Genomic DNA, 17,514 nt, shown 5'->3' with positions numbered 1-17,514 from the left:
GGGAGGCCCATCGGGGCCTCGACCAGATGAGGAAAAGGCAAGATGACCAAATGGGTTTACGGTTTCGGTGGCGGTAGCGCCGAGGGCCGTTCGGATATGCGTGAACTTCTGGGCGGCAAGGGGGCCAACCTTGCCGAGATGTGCAATCTCGGACTTCCTGTCCCGCCCGGCTTTACCATTACGACCGAAGTCTGCACGGCATTTTATGACAATGACCGCGCCTATCCCGATGGTCTGAATGCCGAGGTCGAAACCGCACTGGCATCTGTCGAAAAAGTTGTTGGTCGCAAGTTTGGCGATGCCAAGGACCCGCTTTTAGTTTCCGTCCGTTCCGGCGCGCGCGCATCAATGCCCGGCATGATGGACACGGTGCTTAACCTCGGCCTCAATGACGAGACGGTCGAAGGTTTGGCAACAGTGTCAGGCGACCGTCGGTTTGCCTATGACAGCTACCGCCGTTTCATTCAGATGTATGGCGACGTCGTGCTGGGCGTTGATCACTATCACTTCGAAGACATCCTTGAGACCGTCAAGGAAGACAAGGGTGTCAGCCTTGATACCGATATGGGCGCAGATGACTGGGCCGAAGTTGTCGAGGCGTTCAAGAAAAAAGTCAAAACTGAACTCGGTGAACCCTTCCCGCAAGATCCGCGCGAACAGCTATGGGGTGCGATTGGTGCGGTGTTTGGCAGCTGGATGAACGCACGTGCCAATACCTATCGCCGTTTGCATAACATCCCGGCCAGCTGGGGTACGGCGGTCAACGTGCAGGCGATGGTCTTTGGCAATATGGGCGATGACTGCGCTACTGGCGTTTGCTTCTCGCGCAACCCGTCGACCGGCGAAGATCGTTTCTATGGCGAGTACCTGATCAATGCGCAGGGCGAAGACGTGGTTGCCGGTATTCGGACACCGGCCCCGCTGACCGAAATTGAAAAACAGGAATCCGGTTCGGACCTGATTTCGATGGAAGCCGCCATGCCGGTCGTTTTCAAGGAACTTTGTGATATCCGCGAAAAGCTTGAATCCCACTATCGCGACATGCAGGACATGGAATTCACCGTTGAATCCGGCAAGCTTTACATGCTCCAGACCCGTGCGGGCAAACGCACGGCAAAGGCCGCATTGCGGATCGCGGTTGAAATGTGCCGCGATGGCGTGATTTCCCAGGAAGACGCCATCAGACGCGTCGACCCCGCACAGCTTGATCAGTTGCTGCACCCGACCCTTGATCCCGAAGCAGATCGCAAGGTCGTTGGCATGGGGCTTCCGGCGTCGCCCGGCGCGGCATCCGGACAGATCGTCTTTTCTGCCGAGGCTGCTGAAGAATGGGCGGGCAAAGGCCGCAAGGTTGTACTGGTGCGTATCGAAACCAGCCCCGAAGATATCGCCGGCATGCACGCCGCCCAGGGCATTCTGACATCACGCGGTGGCATGACCAGTCACGCAGCCGTGGTTGCGCGCGGCATGGGCACACCATGTGTTTGCGGTGCAGGTGCGGTCAAGATCGACTATGCCAACAAAACCATGATGTCTGGCGGTGTGACCCTGAAAGAAGGGGACGTCATCACCCTTGATGGCGCCACCGGCGAAGTCATGCTGGGGGAAGTGGCGACCCTGAAACCCGATCTTTCGGGTGATTTTTCGCAACTGATGGAATGGGCCGATGCCTTGCGGCGTCTTAAAATCCGCACCAACGCCGAAACCCCGGAAGAAGCCGAAACCGCACGTGGTTTCGGGGCAGAGGGCATCGGTCTTTGCCGTACAGAACACATGTTCTTTGATCCGGAACGCATTGTCTCGATGCGCGAGATGATCCTGGCCGAAACCGAGAAGGGCCGCCGTGCCGCACTGGCAAAGCTTCTGCCCTATCAGCGTCAGGACTTTATTGACCTGTTCCGCATCATGAAGGGACTGCCGGTTACCATTCGCCTGCTCGATCCGCCGCTTCATGAATTCCTGCCGCATGGTGATGCCGAAATCGCTGATGTGGCCAAGGCTGCCGGTGTGTCGGAGGCCATCGTCAAGCGCCGCTTGCTTGATCTTGCCGAAGCCAACCCGATGCTGGGTCATCGCGGGTGTCGTTTGGGCATCAGCTATCCGGAAATTTATGAAATGCAGGCCCGCGCCATTTTCGAAGCCGCGATCGAGGTTTCCAAGGATGGTGGCGATCCGGTCATTCCGGAAATCATGATCCCGCTGATTGTCGGCAAGAAGGAACTCGAAATCCTCAAAGCCGCGATCATCAAGGTTGCCGCCCAGGTCGAAGACGAAAAGGGTGCCAAGCTGAAATATCTGGTTGGCACCATGATCGAATTGCCGCGTGCAGCACTTCGGGCCGGTGAAATCGCCGAAGAAGCCGAATTCTTCAGCTTCGGCACCAACGACCTCACCCAGACCACCTTTGGTCTGTCACGCGATGATGCGTCGCGCTTCCTTGATACCTATATCTCCAAGGATATCTTTGCCGGTGATCCGTTCGTGTCGCTTGATCAGGAAGGGGTTGGCGAACTGGTCAGCATTGCCGCCGAACGTGGTCGTGCGACCCGTGGCGACATCAAGCTTGGCATTTGTGGTGAACATGGTGGCGACCCGGCATCAATCGCCTTTTGCGAGGCACAGGGACTTGATTACGTGTCATGCTCCCCGTACCGCGTGCCGATTGCGCGCCTTGCCGCCGCACAGGCTGTGCTCGGCAAGTAATCGCCACAATTGAATTCAGTTTGCGAATGAAGATAACGACGGCAACGGGCATCCCGTTGCCGTTATTTTTTGCCTGATGGTGATGATGGATCGTTGCGCTGGGCATGGTGTTTCATCACCAGCATCCCGCCAACTGATAGACCCAGAAGCAGCAAGATGATGCCGCCGATCTTGAAAAGCTTCTCGTAAAGAAGGCGATTGTGATATTCCGCCTCGCGCATCTCTGTCAGATGGGTAATCACGGCATCAAGCTGCGGACGAAAACGTTCTTCGGGCGCAAGCGTACTTTCATAGCGCACGGCACGCAGCAGCATGTTCAACCGTTCAACCGCATCGAGGTAGTTTTCCTCGGTCATGCGGGCCTGTTCGATTGTGGGTCTCAGTGCCGGTTTCTCATTCGGTCCAAGAAAGTGCCCCGGATAGTCTTTAAGATCAGGCCAGTGATTGTCCAGACAGTCGCGAACATTGGTGACAATCGCGCCACACGGCACGATCTTCTGCGGATAAAATCGAAGCAGCGTACCAAGCGCCATCTGTTTGATCTGATGACCCTTGCGGTTATAGGCCTCGGTAATTGTGGCCATTTCCTTTTCTGCCTCGGCAATCGACATATCGGAAACAGGCACATCACTCAGGCCCGGTGCAGCTTGCTGTGCCACGGCCATAGCAGGCACCATGGCGAGCACGCAAAGCGCGGCCATCAAGCCCTGGGCAGAAAGGACCCTGTTCCACAGTTTCATCGCAGTTCCCGATTTTGCTTTTCTTTTAACATAGGGGCTTTTGCGGCATTGCAACAGGTTTTAACGAAAACGGGCCCCGCAAGGCGGGACCCGTTAGAAACGTAAATTTGAAATTGGGCGCCGAGATCAGGCTGCGTTTTCCGGCAACTGAACCCAATCGGGAACAGAAACCGTGATGTTTGCGTCGCCTGCGCTGAGCTCTGCATCGCCCTCAATCCGCTCAAGCCGGATCATTGCCAGCCCATGGTCACCATGGACAGATCGAATAATCCCGGCTTCCTTGTCGCCATTCATGATCGGCGTGCCGGCATTCGGTGCCGGGCCGTCAATTTTGATGGGCAACAGACGTTTACGCACAAGACCGCGATATTTGGTCCGGGCGGTAAGCTCCTGACCCATATAGCAGCCCTTTTTAAAATCAACACCGCCAAGCTCTTCAAAGCCATTTTCAAGCAGGATGGATTTCTCGATTTCCAGTTCCTCGCTGCCATTGGGAATGCCAAGCGAAACGCGCATTTCGTGGTAGGTTTCGATATCGCGTTCCTCGGCACCAATTGCGGCCATTTCGGTCAGTGCATTCTTCGGCAGAAGAACACGTGCCCCCATTTCAGCAAGACGCGGATCAACCGCCTTGATGCCATCGGCCATATGTGCGGTCGCACCGGGTGTTGCATCCAGCGACAGGGCGGAAAGCGCATCCTTGCCAAAGACGGCAATGACGTCGTAGTTGTCGGTGACATCTGTCAGTTCGGCCTTGGCGCGGAGTTTATACATGCGAAGTTTCTTGAACAGTTCGGCCGCACGCTCGCCATTCTCGCCGCGCTCGCATTCAATCAGCAGGCTGTCTTCATCCTGATGATAGACAAAGAAATCAAACAGGAACTTGCCCTGTGGCGTTAAAAGCGCGCCATAGCCGGATTTCTCGGCCGAAATGGTTTCGATATTGTTTGATACCAGCCCTTGCAGAAAGCTGACCCGGTCCGGGCCGCTGACACGGATCACGGCGCGATCCGGCAAAAGGGCGTAAAAAGTCTCACTCATGATATTTATGGCTCCGGTAAATCGGAATTGTTTGGGCGAAATGTGGGGCAATCACACAAATTTCGCAAGACCTGTCTGTGCGGAGGCAGGGTGGGTAAGCTATAAGAAAACCCTTCATAAAACGCCGTCGAACGGATAGAACCAAACTTATGAAAATCTTGATGCTTGATCACTCCATCGGCTTTGATCCCAAAGATCGCGAAGCCCGTCCGCTCGGAACATGCCAGCGCGCTTTCATTGCCTTGGCAGAGTCCCTTGTTGCCCGTGGTCACAAGGTCGAAGCGCGCCGTAATGGTGGCATCGACAAGGACATGCATGGCGTTGCCTGGCGACAGCTTGAAGCCGAACTGCCGCCCTTTGGCGGTGATGCGGTCAATACCGTGATTGTCTGGCGTGATCCGGCATTGCTCAGCCACGCTTCGGTGCCCGAGGGGGCGACGGTGGCACTCTGGTTCGATGGCGATCCGGCACGACTGAATGCCGATGATGTGCGTCTGGTTCTGCAGGAAAAGAAAGTTCAGGTCATCTTTACCGATGATGCGCAGGCAAAGGCCTTTGATGCCGACCTTGCCAAAAAGCCGATTGTGGTCAAACCGGGTGCGACAACATCCTTTGTCATGGCATCGAACATGCACTGGGCGTTTGAATCGCGTGATGAATTGGCCGTAACGGTTGCCAACAGTTCGACCGGGATCGCCCAGATCATTCGCATCTGGGAAACCTATGTTGCGCCCAAAGCGCCGAATGCGATCCTCGAAGTCTATGCCTACGACCTGTTTAGCGCCATGGCAGGCGAAAATGACAGCGTGTCGGACGACCTGCTTGATATGGTGCGATCGGCCATCGACAAGGGGGTTCGGGTCCATCATCCGAAACCAGAGGCCGACATGGCCGAAACCGTTGCCAATGCGCGTGCGTTCCTGCACCACGGCAAGTACGGCACGGATCATGTCGGGCAGTGGATTGTCGATGCGCTGGGGGCGGCGACGCCGGTTGTGTCCTATGGCGGTATTGCCAAAAGCCGGGTTGAGGATGGCAAGACCGGCTACATCGTGCCGGACGAGGCCGCATTTGGAAACATCACGTCTCAGCTTCTGACCGACCGGTCCTTCTTTGCCAGCCAATCCGAAGCCGCACGCAATGATCGCCGCGAATGGATCCATGTCGCTGGCGAGCTGGAGAAACTGTAAGCCGTGCGCCTGCTGTTCATAACGTCAAACCGTCTGGGCGATGCGGTGCTTTCGACATCGGTTTTGCGCCACTATGTCGAAACCTATCCTGGAATCCGCGTCACCGTGGCCTGCGGGCCAGTCGCGGCACCGATATTCGAGGGCGTTCCAAACCTTGAACGCATCATCACAATGCCAAAGCAAAAACGCGGCGGCCATTGGTGGAAACTCTGGAAATCGGTCGTCCTGAACTGGTGGGACATCATCGTCGACCTGCGGGGAAGCGCGACAGCATATGTGTTGCCGGGGTGGAAGCGGCTGGTGTTGCAGGGGAATGATGATCGCGTGCATCGTGTTGAACAGATGGCAAGTACAATAGGTCTGGCACATTGGCTTTATCCAAAGGTATGGACGAAAAGCGAGCATCGAGAACGCGCTAACAATCTGCTACCTAATGATGGCCGCAAGGTGCTAGCAATTGGTCCATCTGCCAACTGGGGTGGGAAAACTTGGGCTGCGGATCGTTTCATCGAGTTGATTGCATATATTCGTGCAAGTGACGGCCTTCTACCTAATGCGCATTTGCTTTTGGTCGGGGCTCCGAACGAGCGCGATGCGGCCAAGCCTGTGATTGATTCCTTAAAACCCGAAGATCGCACAGTGATTTTTGGCGATGAGCATTTGCTGACAGTTCAAGCCTGTTTGGAACGTAGTGATCTCTATGTCGGAAATGACAGTGGTTTGATGCATATGGCAGCAGCAGCAGGCATCCCGACCCTTGGTCTGTTCGGTCCGACGAGAATAGAGAATTATGGGCCTTGCGGTCCGACTACAGCGCACGTACGAGCTGACAAATCTGTTGAAGAAATTTGGAAGGCCGGCGAGATATGGCGCTCCCACGAAACGCAAATGGATAGCCTACCAGTTGAGAAGGTTTTTCAGGCCGCAAGAGAGTTGCTTGCACGCAAGGATGGATCTGTTCGATGATGAGTTCGACGCCAAAACTGTCAGTAGTCATTACTGCCCATAACGAGGAAGAGCGTCTGCCCTCTTGTTTGTTGCATGTCGCCTTTGCCGACGAAATCATTGTTCTGTGCGATAAGTGTACCGATGGTACAGAGGAAATAGCCAAACAGGCAGGTGCAAAAACGCTGGTGGGTAGTTGGAGTATTGAAGGAGAGCGCCGTAATTACGCGCTCTCTCAAGTGAGTGGTGATTGGGTTCTTGAGGTCGATGCCGATGAGCACGTCTCAGAAGAATTGGCGCAGGAAATTCGCGAAGTGATTAAAACCAGTAAATTTGGTTTTCATCACCTGACAGTCCACAATTATGTTGGAGATCGGTTGGTTCTGCACGGTTGGGGGGCGTCATTTGGGAAACCTGCCTATCCAGGTTTGTTTCGCGCAGGTTGCAAAACCTGGGGACCTCAAAGAGTTCATCCAGCTCTTTCTTTTCAAGGGGAAAAAGGTCCCAAATTAATACACCCTGTGCGGCACTACGTGGATCGCAATATTTCGGATATGATTAAGCGATTGGACAGTTATTCTACCGCGCGCGCCGCCGATTTGCGTGATAGCGGTAAAATAGGTAGTTTTTCAAATAATCTCAGGCGGTTTTTCTCGCGCTTTATTCGCTGCTACATCGGCCGGAAAGGATACAAAGAAGGTGGTATTGGCTTTCTGATAGCCCTTTTTGCCGGGCTGTTTCCTGTGCTCTCTTATCTAAAAGCCAAACACGAGGAAAATTGATCTCATGGCAACAATCGTTCTGGCTGATGGTGGTATAGAGTTTGATGGATTTACGCTGGAACACCGCCCTTTGGGGGGGGCTGAAACGGCATTTATCTCTTTGGCAGAGGCACTGGCAGAGCGTGGTCACGATGTTAAAATCATTAACAAGTGTGGTGAACCTCATGAAAATAACGGGGTGAAGTGGTGCCCGCTATCTGATGGTTTTCCCGACACTGCTGATCTCTATATCGCCAATCGCGGCTTTGAATTGATGGGCTGCATGCCCAGATCAAAACGCACGATTTTCTGGATACATAATCCGGCCAAGTATTTGCTTAAATGGCGGTATCTTTCCCGCTTATGGAAAATTAAACCAGCCATTGTTTTCTCGGGGCAGCATCATCTTCTGACTTATCCAAGGTGGGCACCTTGCGGGGATCGGGTCATTATCCCCTATGGTATTGAGAAACGCTTTATGAATGCAGAGGTTGGCGGCGAAATTCGAAAAAAACGTGCGATTTTCACATCAAATCCATTGCGTTCTCTTGATTGGCTCGTGAATTTGTGGGCGGAAAAAATCCATCCACTGTCACCGGATGCAGAACTTCATGTCTTTGCAGGGCCGCAAACCTACGGTTCTGCCGGAGATGAAAAAGCGCAGCGGATGAAAGTTATTCTTGATCAAGCTGAAACACTTCGCGACAAGGGTGTTGTTTTGCGGGGCCCCGTGCCCAAAAGCCAACTCTTGGACGAGATGCGCCACGCACGTGTCATGCCTTATCGAGGTGATGTTGGTGAAACTTTCTGTCTCGCGCTGGGCGAAGCTCAGGCTATGGGGATACCATGTGTGGTGCAGGATGTTGGCTGTGTCACTGAGCGCATTGTCGACGATAAAACCGGATTTGTTGCAAATGATGACGAATTATTTGCCAAACGCACCGCGGAAATTCTAAATGACGACGATTTATGGGAAAAGCAGCACAAAGCATGTCTTGAAAATCAGCGTTCATGGGGGTGGGCGCAGGCTGCCGAGGCTTTTGAAGAATTGATCCCATAAAGAGGTTCTGTCGCTGTTTTGATGAAAACGCCTACCCCTGCTGCTCCAGTGGATTAGCAGAAAGCCTCATAAGGTAATACGAGGCTTTCATTGAGGTAAATGTCCAATGTGCGGAATTGCTGGTTATATCGCCAAGGACAAGCAATCCCTTGATCCTGAAATCCTTGATCGTTTACGTGATGCTTTGGGGTACCGTGGACCAGATGGTGACGGGCGCTATGTCAAAGGCCCCGTCGGTTTCATTCACACACGCTTGGCAATTATCGATCTCAATACTGGTGACCAGCCGCTTTATCACGAGAATGGCAGTGTCCTGATCGCCAACGGCGAGATTTATAACTATCTCGAGCTCAGAAAAGATCTGGGTGAAGAGGGCTTTAAAACCCATTCAGACAGCGAGACTGCACTTCGCAAATTCGTGCGCGATGGTATTGGCGGGTTTGATCAGCTACGCGGTATGTATGCCTTTGCCATTCATGATATGGTCGATAATCAGGTCGTTCTGTGTCGCGACCCGTTTGGTATCAAGCAGGTCTACTACGTTGAAACCCCTGAATATTTCGCATTCGCGTCCGAAGCGCAGGCATTGGTTGCTGCCGGACTTGTCGGACGGGAAGTGCGCGAAGATGCCCGGTCCGAGTTGCTTCAGGTGCAATTCACCACCGGTTCGGACATGATCCTGGATGGGATCAAACGACTGCAACCTGGCGAGACCATCGTTTTGAAAAACGGACGAATTGTCGAGCGTCGTCGTCGTCAGGTTCTCAGTGATGCAGGTGCGACCGGGAATGATCTCGAAAGTGCGCTTTATGAGTGGGACCGGGTGTTCGAGGAATCGGTTCGGCTACACCAAAGATCTGATGTCGATTATGCCATGTTCCTGTCGGGCGGGGTCGATAGTGCGTCCTTGCTTGGTATGATGCACCGGCTCAATGAGAGACCGGTAACCGCCTATACTGCGGCGTTTGAAGCTAGCAGCGTGCATGACGAACGCGAACTCGCCCGAGAGGTCGCCAAGGCGTGCAACGCCAACCATATCGAAGTGATGTTTTCCGAAAATGACTTCTGGGCGCTATTGCCAGAGGTGGCCGCGCGAATGGATGATCCGGCAGCGGATTATGCCATTTTGCCGACCTACAAGCTTGCTAGGGAAGCCGCGCGCGATTTCAAGGTTGTGCTGTCGGGCGAGGGCGGTGATGAGCTGTTTGGCGGCTACGGTCGGTACCGGTCGGTCATGCGCCCCTTTTTGCTTGGCGGGCGTGTGATGCGCTCCAAGGGGACGTTCGATAAGATCGATGTTTTGCGGCCCGGTATTCTGGAGGGGTGGCGTGATGGCATTGCAGCGTCGGAGAGTCGTGAAAGCCGGGGGAAACGGTCGCGTCTGGCGATAGCTCAGGCCGTGGATTGCGCCGACTGGTTGCCCAATGATTTGTTGCTCAAGCTTGATCGCATGCTGATGGCGCACGGTCTTGAAGGGCGCACACCGTTCCTTGATCCGGTTGTCGCCGAGTTCGCCTACCAACTTCCCGACCGCCTCAAGGTCAGAAAGGGCGTTGGCAAGTTTCTGTTGCGCAGCTGGCTGGAACGTTGTCTGCCAATGGCAAAGCCGTTTGCCAAGAAGCGCGGCTGCACGGTTCCGGTTTCAGAGTGGATTGCAAGGCGCGGCAAGGAGTTGGGGCCGCTGGTCGCCCGGCAGGCAGGCATTATCGAGATCGCTGATGCCGACAGGGTGGAAAAACTTTTCAAAACCCCGGGCAAACGTGAAGGTGCGGCGTGTTGGCATTTGCTGTTCTATGCGCTTTGGCATCAGGCGAATGTTCTCGGGCATGCGCCTTGCCCGGACGTTTTCGAAACACTCGCCAGTTCTCAAAAAAGTTAAGACGTCTTAACTTTTACGGGAACAAATTACTCGCTCCGGCATTTCTTAATTGCAAATAACAATTAACAGATATGCTGTTGGGACATGAGTGATGCTGTATCTTGATAAACTGGCGATGTTGGCGGTTCTTGGTTTTGCATTGTTGCTGGCATGGATGACTGTACCGCCGAGTGATTTACACGCGAAATCGATCAAGGCATTGCCCTTGAAAGAAAGTGCGACACTGGGCGCGACATATGAATTCAAGCTCCCGCCCACTGTCTATGCCAAATGTACGATTGATTGCGGATCAATTGGGGTCGATGTGCCTGAGCAGGCAACCAGTGCTGAGCAGCGTGAAAAGTTTGCGCGCGCAATGCGGATTGCTTACTCTGCCTATGTCACGCCACTGCATCGTTGAAACGGGTAACTGCCCTTGAGAAAAGCTTCGGTCTGGATGATCGTACCCAACCTGTTGCGCACTTTGATGCGTAAAGATGTGGCGCTGAAATCCAAGCTTCTTTTACTGACCGGTCTGGTTTATCTGGTCAGCCCTGTTGATTTCCTGCCCGATGTTTTGGTCGGGATTGGCTGGTTGGATGATCTTGTGATCGTGCCTTTGTTGGGATGGCTGTCCTATCGAAGCCTGCCTGACGATGTGCAACGCGAAGTGATCCGGGACGACTTACAAAAACAGCCCACGTCGCGTCGCTTGTTTGTCTATCTCGGTATTCTGGCGATTGTGGTTATCGCCGTTGCGGTGATGGGTGGCATGGATACCTCTCTTGATCCTGCAAGCATGCCTGCGGCTGATTAATCAATCCGTCTTGTCGGATGTGACTTGCATGTTTGACGCACGGTGGAGGGCACCATACTCTTGATCGAACATCCGAACAGATCGGGAGGATCCCATGGCTGACTCATTTCGCGCATTGGTCCTGGACCAGAAAGAAAAAAGCGTCACAGCAGAATTCAAAAACCTGACGACAGATGACCTGCCCGCAGGAGAAGTGCTGGTTCGGGTCAAATGGTCAACTCTCAATTATAAGGACGGCATGGTCCTGAACGGATTGGGACGACTTGTGCGCACCTATCCCCATGTGCCCGGCGTTGATTTTTCCGGCGAAGTCGTTTCATCAACCGATGATCGGTATAAGCCCGGCGATGAAGTTGTGCTGACCGGCTGGCGGGTTGGTGAAGCCCATTGGGGCGGGTATGCCCAGCTTGCACGGGTGAAGGCCGATTGGCTTGTTCCGTTGCCCGCCGGAATTGCTGCATCACAGGCAATGGCAATCGGCACGGCGGGCTTCACCGCAATGCTCGCAGTCATGGCACTGGAAGACCAGGGTGTGTCGACAAAGCAGGATGGCGAAGTCCTTGTGACCGGGGCCGCCGGGGGTGTCGGTTCTGTTGCTGTTTCAATACTTTCTGCGCTTGGCTATCGGGTTGCCGCATCGACGGGACGGGCCGAAACGCATCAGTATCTTCGTGATCTCGGCGCCAGTACCATCATTGATCGCAATGAACTGACCGATACAAGCAAACCTCTGCTGACCGAACGATGGGTGGGGGCAATCGACAGTGTCGGCAGCACGACGCTTGCCCACGTTCTTTCCGAGATGAAATATCATGGTGTCGTTGCCGCCTGCGGTCTTGCCGGTGGTCCGGATTTGCCCGGAACTGTTATCCCGTTCCTGTTGCGCGGTGTGAAACTGATCGGAATTGATTCGGTAATGTGTCCCTACGAGACACGCGTGCGTGCCTGGCAGCGCCTCGCGCGTGAACTGCCGAAGGATCAACTGCAATCTGCAACAACGAAAGTTGCACTGTCCGATATTCTGCCATGGGGGGAGAAGATTCTCAAAGGGCAGGTGCAGGGACGTCTGCTTGTTGATGTTCAGGATTGCTAGCACCCGCAAAACCATGCAGAATCAACGGGTTTTCAATCCGTGCGATGCGGAACGAAAATCCGTTTCTCTGAAAGCTGGAAATGAACGTGATGCTTGAACAACGGTTCCGAATTCTTCTTGTCGAAGATAATCCCGGGGATGCGTTTCTCGTGCGTACCCTGCTGGAAGAAACCGGCGAGCCGTTTGATATCGAGCATCGAAGCGATCTTGCATCCGCAATGGCGGTGCTAAATGGTGACGGGCCTGAGGCACTGTTTGATGTTGTCTTGCTGGATCTGACGTTGCCGGACTCGTCTGGCGTGCAGACCATCAGCCGTGTACGCAGTTGTGCCAATGCTGCACCCGTCGTCGTCCTGACTGGCCACAAGGACGAGGAACTTGCGTTCGAAGCACTTCAACATGGCGCCGAAGACTATCTGACCAAGGAATTTCCCGATGGTCGTACAATCCGGCGTTCCATCAGGTATGCGATCGAACGGTCGCGCGCCGAACGCGCGCTGAAGGAAAGTGAAGAGCGTTATCGTAAACTGGTTGAGCTGGCACCAGAACTGATCTCTGTCCTGAGTGGCGAAGAGATCGTCTATATGAACCAGCAGGGCGTCAGCATTCTGGGTGCGCGCGACAGTGATAAACTGGTCGGGCGATCCTTCATGGAAATGGTGCATCCTTCAAGCCGCGAAACACTTGAGGAGTATATTTCGCGTTATCGAAACGGGTACCCGGGGCGCGCAGACTTCACAATCATCTGCCAACGCCCGGAAGGCGAAAATGTTGAGCTGGAAGTCTCGGCCATTGCCTTCACCCACGAGGGGGCACCAGCCATGCTGATGCTGGCAGAAGATGTTACGGATAAACGCAAAGTTGAACGTCAATTGGTTCAAACGTCCAAACTGGCAACGCTTGGCGAAATGGCAGCATCCGTTGCCCACGAAATGAATCAGCCGCTAAACGTCATCCGGATGGCCGCAGATACCTGCGCCTTGCAATATGATCTGGATGCCGTGAAACCGGCCTTCCAGCGCGAAAGACTGGCGCTCATCAGTTCCCAGACAGAACGCATGTCCGAGATCATCAAGCATCTTCAGATATATAGCCGTCCGGACGACGATGATTTTGCGCCGTTCGACGTCATGAAAGCCGTTGAGCGTGCTGTGGACATGGTCGAACATGATTGCCGGTTGTCGGGCATTGCAATTGATGTCGTCGCCCCCCGGCAGCGCTGTTTCGTTAATGGCCGACAGGTTCAGTTGGAACAGGTTCTGGTCAATATGCTAAGCAACGCGCGCGATGCTATCAACGAAAGCGGCGATGATGCCGGCAGTATCGGTGGTTTGATCCGTGTCAGCGCAATGGTTGACGAAGCGCGGAAGTCATTGAAACTGGCTGTCAACGACAATGGCGGGGGTGTTCCGGAAGCGGCCATTGACTTGCTTTTTCACCCGTTCTTTACGACCAAGGATGTTGGCAAGGGAACCGGACTTGGGCTGTCGGTTAGTTTTGGCATTGTCGAGGCCATGGGCGGCCGAATTGATGTGCGAAATGAGGGTGACGGGGCCTGCTTTGAAATCACTCTGCCGCTTGCGGATGTCGACACCGCGAAGGTAGATCATCATGCCGACGCTGGTCAGCAGGACAGCTGGCTGACCAAGGTGCCGCCGAATGCCGAAGCACGCGGCAAAATTCGCTTGCTTGTCGTCGATGACGAACTTGATGCCATGGAAATCATCTCGGGATATCTTGAAGCACAGGGCTTTAACGTTTCCGCTGCAAGTAACGGTGAAGATGCGTTGGCGATTGCGGGTGTTGTGCAGCCTGACATCCTGATTACTGACATTCGCATGCCACATATGGATGGCAACGCCTTGGTCAAGGAACTTCGGGAACGCAATCCCGCACTGCCGGTAATCGTCATGACAGGGCACCCGGGCGACGCTGACCGACCGGTTGAGGATGAAAACGGACCAGATGCACCGGTGACGGTGATGTCAAAGCCGCTGAACTTGAAGGAACTTCTGGCTACACTTGATGAGCTATGTGAAGTGTTCGCAGCTTAACTTTGGCCCGCAGGGGGCTTTGGGCTGCAAGTGGACTTATGATTTAAACTGATAAAGAAAAAGCCCGGCATTGTGCCGGGCTTTTCTGATTTGTTTGCCTGGAGTTGGCAGCGATCAGGCTTCCCAGCCCAATTGCATGGCAATCTTCACCGCTTGTGTACGGTTGGCAGCACCAAGCTTCTTGAAAATACCGGTCAAATGGACCTTCACGGTAATTTCGCGAACGGTTAGCTGTTTGGCGATTTCCTTGTTGGAAAGGCCCTTGGTCAGAAGACCCAGTACTTCGCGCTCGCGGTTGGTCAACTGCCGCAAGGGGTTGTCTGGTGCAAGGCCGTCAAGGTCGATCTCACCCGGGCGCATCTGCGTGCCATCGTCTTCGAGCAATGCAGACGGGATGTATTTTTCGCCAGACAGAATCAAACGCAGGGCGTTGATCAGGGATTTACCTGACAGCGTCTTGGGCAGATATCCTGACGCACCATGTTCCAGTGCGTTCAGAACGTCGCTGCGTTTAACCGAGCCTGAAAGAATAACCACCGGAATTTCAGGATGTTTCTGGCGCATGACGGTCAGACCTGACAATCCATTCATGCCAGGCATGTTCAGATCGAGGATGGTCAGTTCGACGTTGGTTTCTCCGTCAACGACGGCAAGTGCTTCTGCGAAGTCTTTCGCCTGCGCGACTTCAACTTCCGGCGCTGCGAGTTTTAGGAAGGAAGTGATCCCGTCTCTGACGAGATCGTGATCGTCTGCTAGCAGGATGTTCATTTTTATGCCGTACCTGTTCTTGTCCAAAGCTCACTGAAATAAATTGGGACAGCGACCTCGGAAACGCGATCCACAATTGCAATAATATGGTTTCGCGCGATTCTGATATTTTCAATCCAAGCGTCCCCCCCGGACGCGAGCGCAGCATTCAACAAAACGGTGTCCCTGTCAAACGGCAGGATAGTTTTTGATAGCAGCATCTATCCAAGTGAATAGGTATCCGAGCTCAAGGATAAGTATTTCATCGCGCATCGAATAGTATATCAGGGGATCAGACGGAACCGCGACAGGAAAAGTTACACAGAAATTGATATATTCTGATGCGCGCCGTTTTTAGACATCGCCTCGTTACGTGCGGATTCTTCGGTAGTATTGTTTGTATCAATACCATCATTGGTTGCTCTTTGCAGGCTTGCCTGGCGGAAGGCTGCCATATCGGCACCTGATGGTGCGTTTGGTGCCAGTGCTGCATTTTGCAAGGTGGCCAGCGCACGATCACGATCTTCCGCACTGCCTGACAGTGATACGCTTACATCAACGTGACCACCAATGGCATAAGCGTTACCGTCCGGACCAATCTGATATGTGTATTGCGGTGCAGAGCCATAAGGCCCGGCAGCAGCGGCATGGGCCTTTTCCTCTTGGCGCACAGCTGAATCTCGGGCGCGCAGCTGATTGACCACAGCTTCTTCAGCCGGGGCGAGATCCTGATTGGACGAAGCACCATTTGCGGGGTTGCCGTTTTCCGAATTGGTTTCGCGTGCCTCGCGGTATTCCGCGCGGCTGACACCGCCAGCAACTGCTTGTGCCTCGGTCAGGGTGCGCGGATCAACAATCCGCGTGCGTGCACCGTCTGAGCCGGCGCCAGCAATGGCATATGGCGAAACAGATGACGCATTTCCGCCCTGACGCTGGACTTCAATGGCCTCATATTCGGCCAAAACACGCCCATCGGCAGTTTGTGCGATTTCCCGAACATTCAGGATAACGCCCAAACCGCCTCCATTCGGGTTGGCTATGGTTTGACCAGCAGAAATCATCTGTCTTGACGTCGCTCGTAATCTTAAGACGAAACCTATACGAAAAGACACCATAGCAGAAAAATGACCGGGAGTCTCGGCTCGCAATAAACGGTCTTAGGTGTAAGGCGCTTGAGGCGTAATGGCATCGGTTGATGACTTGCGCATCCGTACCCTTGCTGGTATCAAAAATCCCGAATTTCCAACCGGCGCCTGGCGCGCTTCAAGCTGTACTTCAATCAGGAATTCCAACGCGCATGTCCGACTTCATCATTCCGGCCAATGAAAAGGTGCTTGTCACGGGTGCCGCCGGTTTTATCGGTTCCCATCTTTGCTTGAAATTGCTGGAGCAGGGGGCGACTGTTGTCGGACTTGATAACGTCAATGACTATTATGACGTCAATCTCAAAGAGGCTCGTCTCGCACGGTTGGAAGGCAAACCGGGTTACAAGTTCGTCAGAATGGATCTCGAAAACCGTGAAGGCATTGCTGATCTGTTTGCGACTGAAAAGCCGACCTATGTGGTCAATCTGGCGGCCCAAGCCGGGGTGCGCTATTCGATTGAAAACCCGCACGCCTATATTGATGCCAACCTGGTTGGTTTTACCAATATCCTCGAAGGATGCCGCCACAACAATGTGAAGCATCTGGTCTATGCATCAAGCAGTTCGGTTTACGGTATGAATACCGAAATGCCATTTTCAGTGCATCACAATGTTGATCACCCGATCAGTCTGTATGCGGCTTCGAAAAAGGCCAATGAACTGATGGCCCACACTTACAGCCATCTGTATCGTCTGCCAACGACCGGTCTGCGCTTCTTTACGGTGTATGGTCCGTGGGGGCGCCCGGACATGGCGCTGTTCCTGTTTACCAAGGCGATCCTCGAAGGTCGCCCGATCAACGTCTTCAACGAAGGCAAGATGCGCCGCGATTTCACCTATATCGATGATATTGTCGAAGTTGTGTATCGCTGCATCTCGACTGTAGCTCAACCGAACCCGAAATGGGATTCGGCCGCGCCTGACCCCTCCACTAGTTCGGCTCCCTATCGGGTTTTCAATATTGGCAATAATAATCCGGTCGAGTTGATGGATATGATTGTGACGCTCGAGAGGGTTTTGGGCAAGACGGCCAAGAAAAACATGCAGCCTATGCAGGATTGTGACCTCTTGGCGACCTACGCTGATATTGATGCGCTGACCGATGCTGTCGGTTTCAAGCCGGCCACCTCGGTTGAAACCGGTATCGGCAGTTTTGTTGAGTGGTATCGCGCTTTCTACGGCTAGAGCGCGCGACTTGCCTCAAGACGCAGAAAAATCAACATCATGGCAGCTCGCATCACTTTGATGCGGGCTTGCAAACATTGTTCTGAAATGTACTTGGAAAATGGTGCTGCTGGGGAGATTTGAACTCCCGGCCTCTCCCTTACCAAGGGAGTGCTCTACCCCTGAGCTACAGCAGC

Annotated in this window: 15 protein-coding genes and 1 tRNA gene; 11 read left to right on the top strand and 5 right to left on the bottom strand. The window is 53.8% G+C overall.

What is annotated here, in order from left to right:
- The first annotated feature begins 42 nt into the window (after nucleotides 1-42).
- A complete protein-coding gene (gene ppdK, locus AC5Q5A_RS17305; protein WP_063088893.1) occupies nucleotides 43-2,703 on the top strand; it encodes a pyruvate, phosphate dikinase in 2,661 nt (886 codons plus the stop codon).
- A gap of 62 nt (nucleotides 2,704-2,765) precedes the next feature.
- On the opposite strand, the gene AC5Q5A_RS17300 is transcribed toward ppdK, so the two are convergent.
- Together AC5Q5A_RS17300 and ygfZ are read right to left on the bottom strand one after the other, a co-directional pair.
- Entirely contained in the window at nucleotides 2,766-3,443 is a 678-nt protein-coding gene (locus tag AC5Q5A_RS17300) for a hypothetical protein (RefSeq protein ID WP_493896030.1), read from the bottom strand.
- A gap of 126 nt (nucleotides 3,444-3,569) precedes the next feature.
- Nucleotides 3,570-4,484, bottom strand: a complete 915-nt coding sequence (gene ygfZ, locus AC5Q5A_RS17295; protein ID WP_493896029.1) for a CAF17-like 4Fe-4S cluster assembly/insertion protein YgfZ — start codon at nucleotides 4,482-4,484, stop codon at nucleotides 3,570-3,572.
- Between the two features lie 149 nt (nucleotides 4,485-4,633).
- On the opposite strand from ygfZ, the gene AC5Q5A_RS17290 reads away from it, so the two are divergent.
- From AC5Q5A_RS17290 to AC5Q5A_RS17250, 9 genes are all read left to right on the top strand, one after another.
- Nucleotides 4,634-5,674, top strand: a complete 1,041-nt coding sequence (locus AC5Q5A_RS17290) for a glycosyltransferase (protein ID WP_493896028.1) — start codon at nucleotides 4,634-4,636, stop codon at nucleotides 5,672-5,674.
- A gap of 3 nt (nucleotides 5,675-5,677) precedes the next feature.
- The gene (locus AC5Q5A_RS17285; protein ID WP_493896027.1) at nucleotides 5,678-6,640 is read left to right on the top strand and encodes a glycosyltransferase family 9 protein; all 963 of its coding nucleotides are present in this window, start codon (nucleotides 5,678-5,680) and stop codon (nucleotides 6,638-6,640) included.
- Nucleotides 6,637-7,401, top strand: coding sequence for a glycosyltransferase family 2 protein (locus tag AC5Q5A_RS17280; protein WP_493896026.1), 765 nt, complete (start codon nucleotides 6,637-6,639; stop codon nucleotides 7,399-7,401). The genes AC5Q5A_RS17285 and AC5Q5A_RS17280 overlap by 4 nt, the downstream gene beginning before the upstream one ends.
- 4 nt (nucleotides 7,402-7,405) lie before the next feature.
- Nucleotides 7,406-8,440 (top strand): glycosyltransferase family 4 protein, encoded by a 1,035-nt coding sequence (locus AC5Q5A_RS17275; protein WP_493896025.1) that lies wholly within the window; start codon nucleotides 7,406-7,408, stop codon nucleotides 8,438-8,440.
- 106 nt (nucleotides 8,441-8,546) lie between these two features.
- On the top strand, nucleotides 8,547-10,319 hold the full coding sequence (gene asnB / locus AC5Q5A_RS17270; protein WP_493896024.1) for an asparagine synthase (glutamine-hydrolyzing): 1,773 nt from the start codon (nucleotides 8,547-8,549) through the stop codon (nucleotides 10,317-10,319).
- Between the two features lie 91 nt (nucleotides 10,320-10,410).
- Nucleotides 10,411-10,719: a hypothetical protein gene (locus AC5Q5A_RS17265; protein ID WP_493896023.1), complete on the top strand. Its 309-nt coding sequence runs from the start codon at nucleotides 10,411-10,413 to the stop codon at nucleotides 10,717-10,719.
- A 15-nt stretch (nucleotides 10,720-10,734) separates the two neighbouring features.
- Nucleotides 10,735-11,115: a YkvA family protein gene (locus AC5Q5A_RS17260; RefSeq protein WP_493896022.1), complete on the top strand. Its 381-nt coding sequence runs from the start codon at nucleotides 10,735-10,737 to the stop codon at nucleotides 11,113-11,115.
- 94 nt (nucleotides 11,116-11,209) lie between these two features.
- Complete coding sequence (gene acuI, locus AC5Q5A_RS17255; protein ID WP_493896021.1) at nucleotides 11,210-12,208, top strand: acrylyl-CoA reductase (NADPH); 999 nt, start codon at nucleotides 11,210-11,212, stop codon at nucleotides 12,206-12,208.
- A gap of 89 nt (nucleotides 12,209-12,297) precedes the next feature.
- Nucleotides 12,298-14,262 (top strand): hybrid sensor histidine kinase/response regulator, encoded by a 1,965-nt coding sequence (locus AC5Q5A_RS17250; protein ID WP_493896038.1) that lies wholly within the window; start codon nucleotides 12,298-12,300, stop codon nucleotides 14,260-14,262.
- Between the two features lie 114 nt (nucleotides 14,263-14,376).
- Here AC5Q5A_RS17250 and AC5Q5A_RS17245 read toward each other — a convergent pair whose 3' ends face one another.
- A complete protein-coding gene (locus AC5Q5A_RS17245) occupies nucleotides 14,377-15,030 on the bottom strand; it encodes a response regulator (RefSeq protein ID WP_008891795.1) in 654 nt (217 codons plus the stop codon).
- A gap of 296 nt (nucleotides 15,031-15,326) precedes the next feature.
- A complete protein-coding gene (locus tag AC5Q5A_RS17240; RefSeq protein WP_493896020.1) occupies nucleotides 15,327-16,025 on the bottom strand; it encodes a putative metalloprotease CJM1_0395 family protein in 699 nt (232 codons plus the stop codon).
- A gap of 281 nt (nucleotides 16,026-16,306) precedes the next feature.
- Between AC5Q5A_RS17240 and AC5Q5A_RS17235 the strand changes: the two genes are divergently transcribed.
- The gene (locus AC5Q5A_RS17235; RefSeq protein WP_493896019.1) at nucleotides 16,307-17,338 is read left to right on the top strand and encodes an NAD-dependent epimerase; all 1,032 of its coding nucleotides are present in this window, start codon (nucleotides 16,307-16,309) and stop codon (nucleotides 17,336-17,338) included.
- Between the two features lie 101 nt (nucleotides 17,339-17,439).
- Here the strand turns inward: AC5Q5A_RS17235 and AC5Q5A_RS17230 are convergent.
- Nucleotides 17,440-17,514: transfer RNA gene (locus tag AC5Q5A_RS17230), tRNA-Thr, on the bottom strand.

The sequence above is a fragment of the Thalassospira sp. CA1 genome, assembly GCF_059052855.1.
This window is presented reverse-complemented; position numbering and strand designations above follow the sequence as displayed.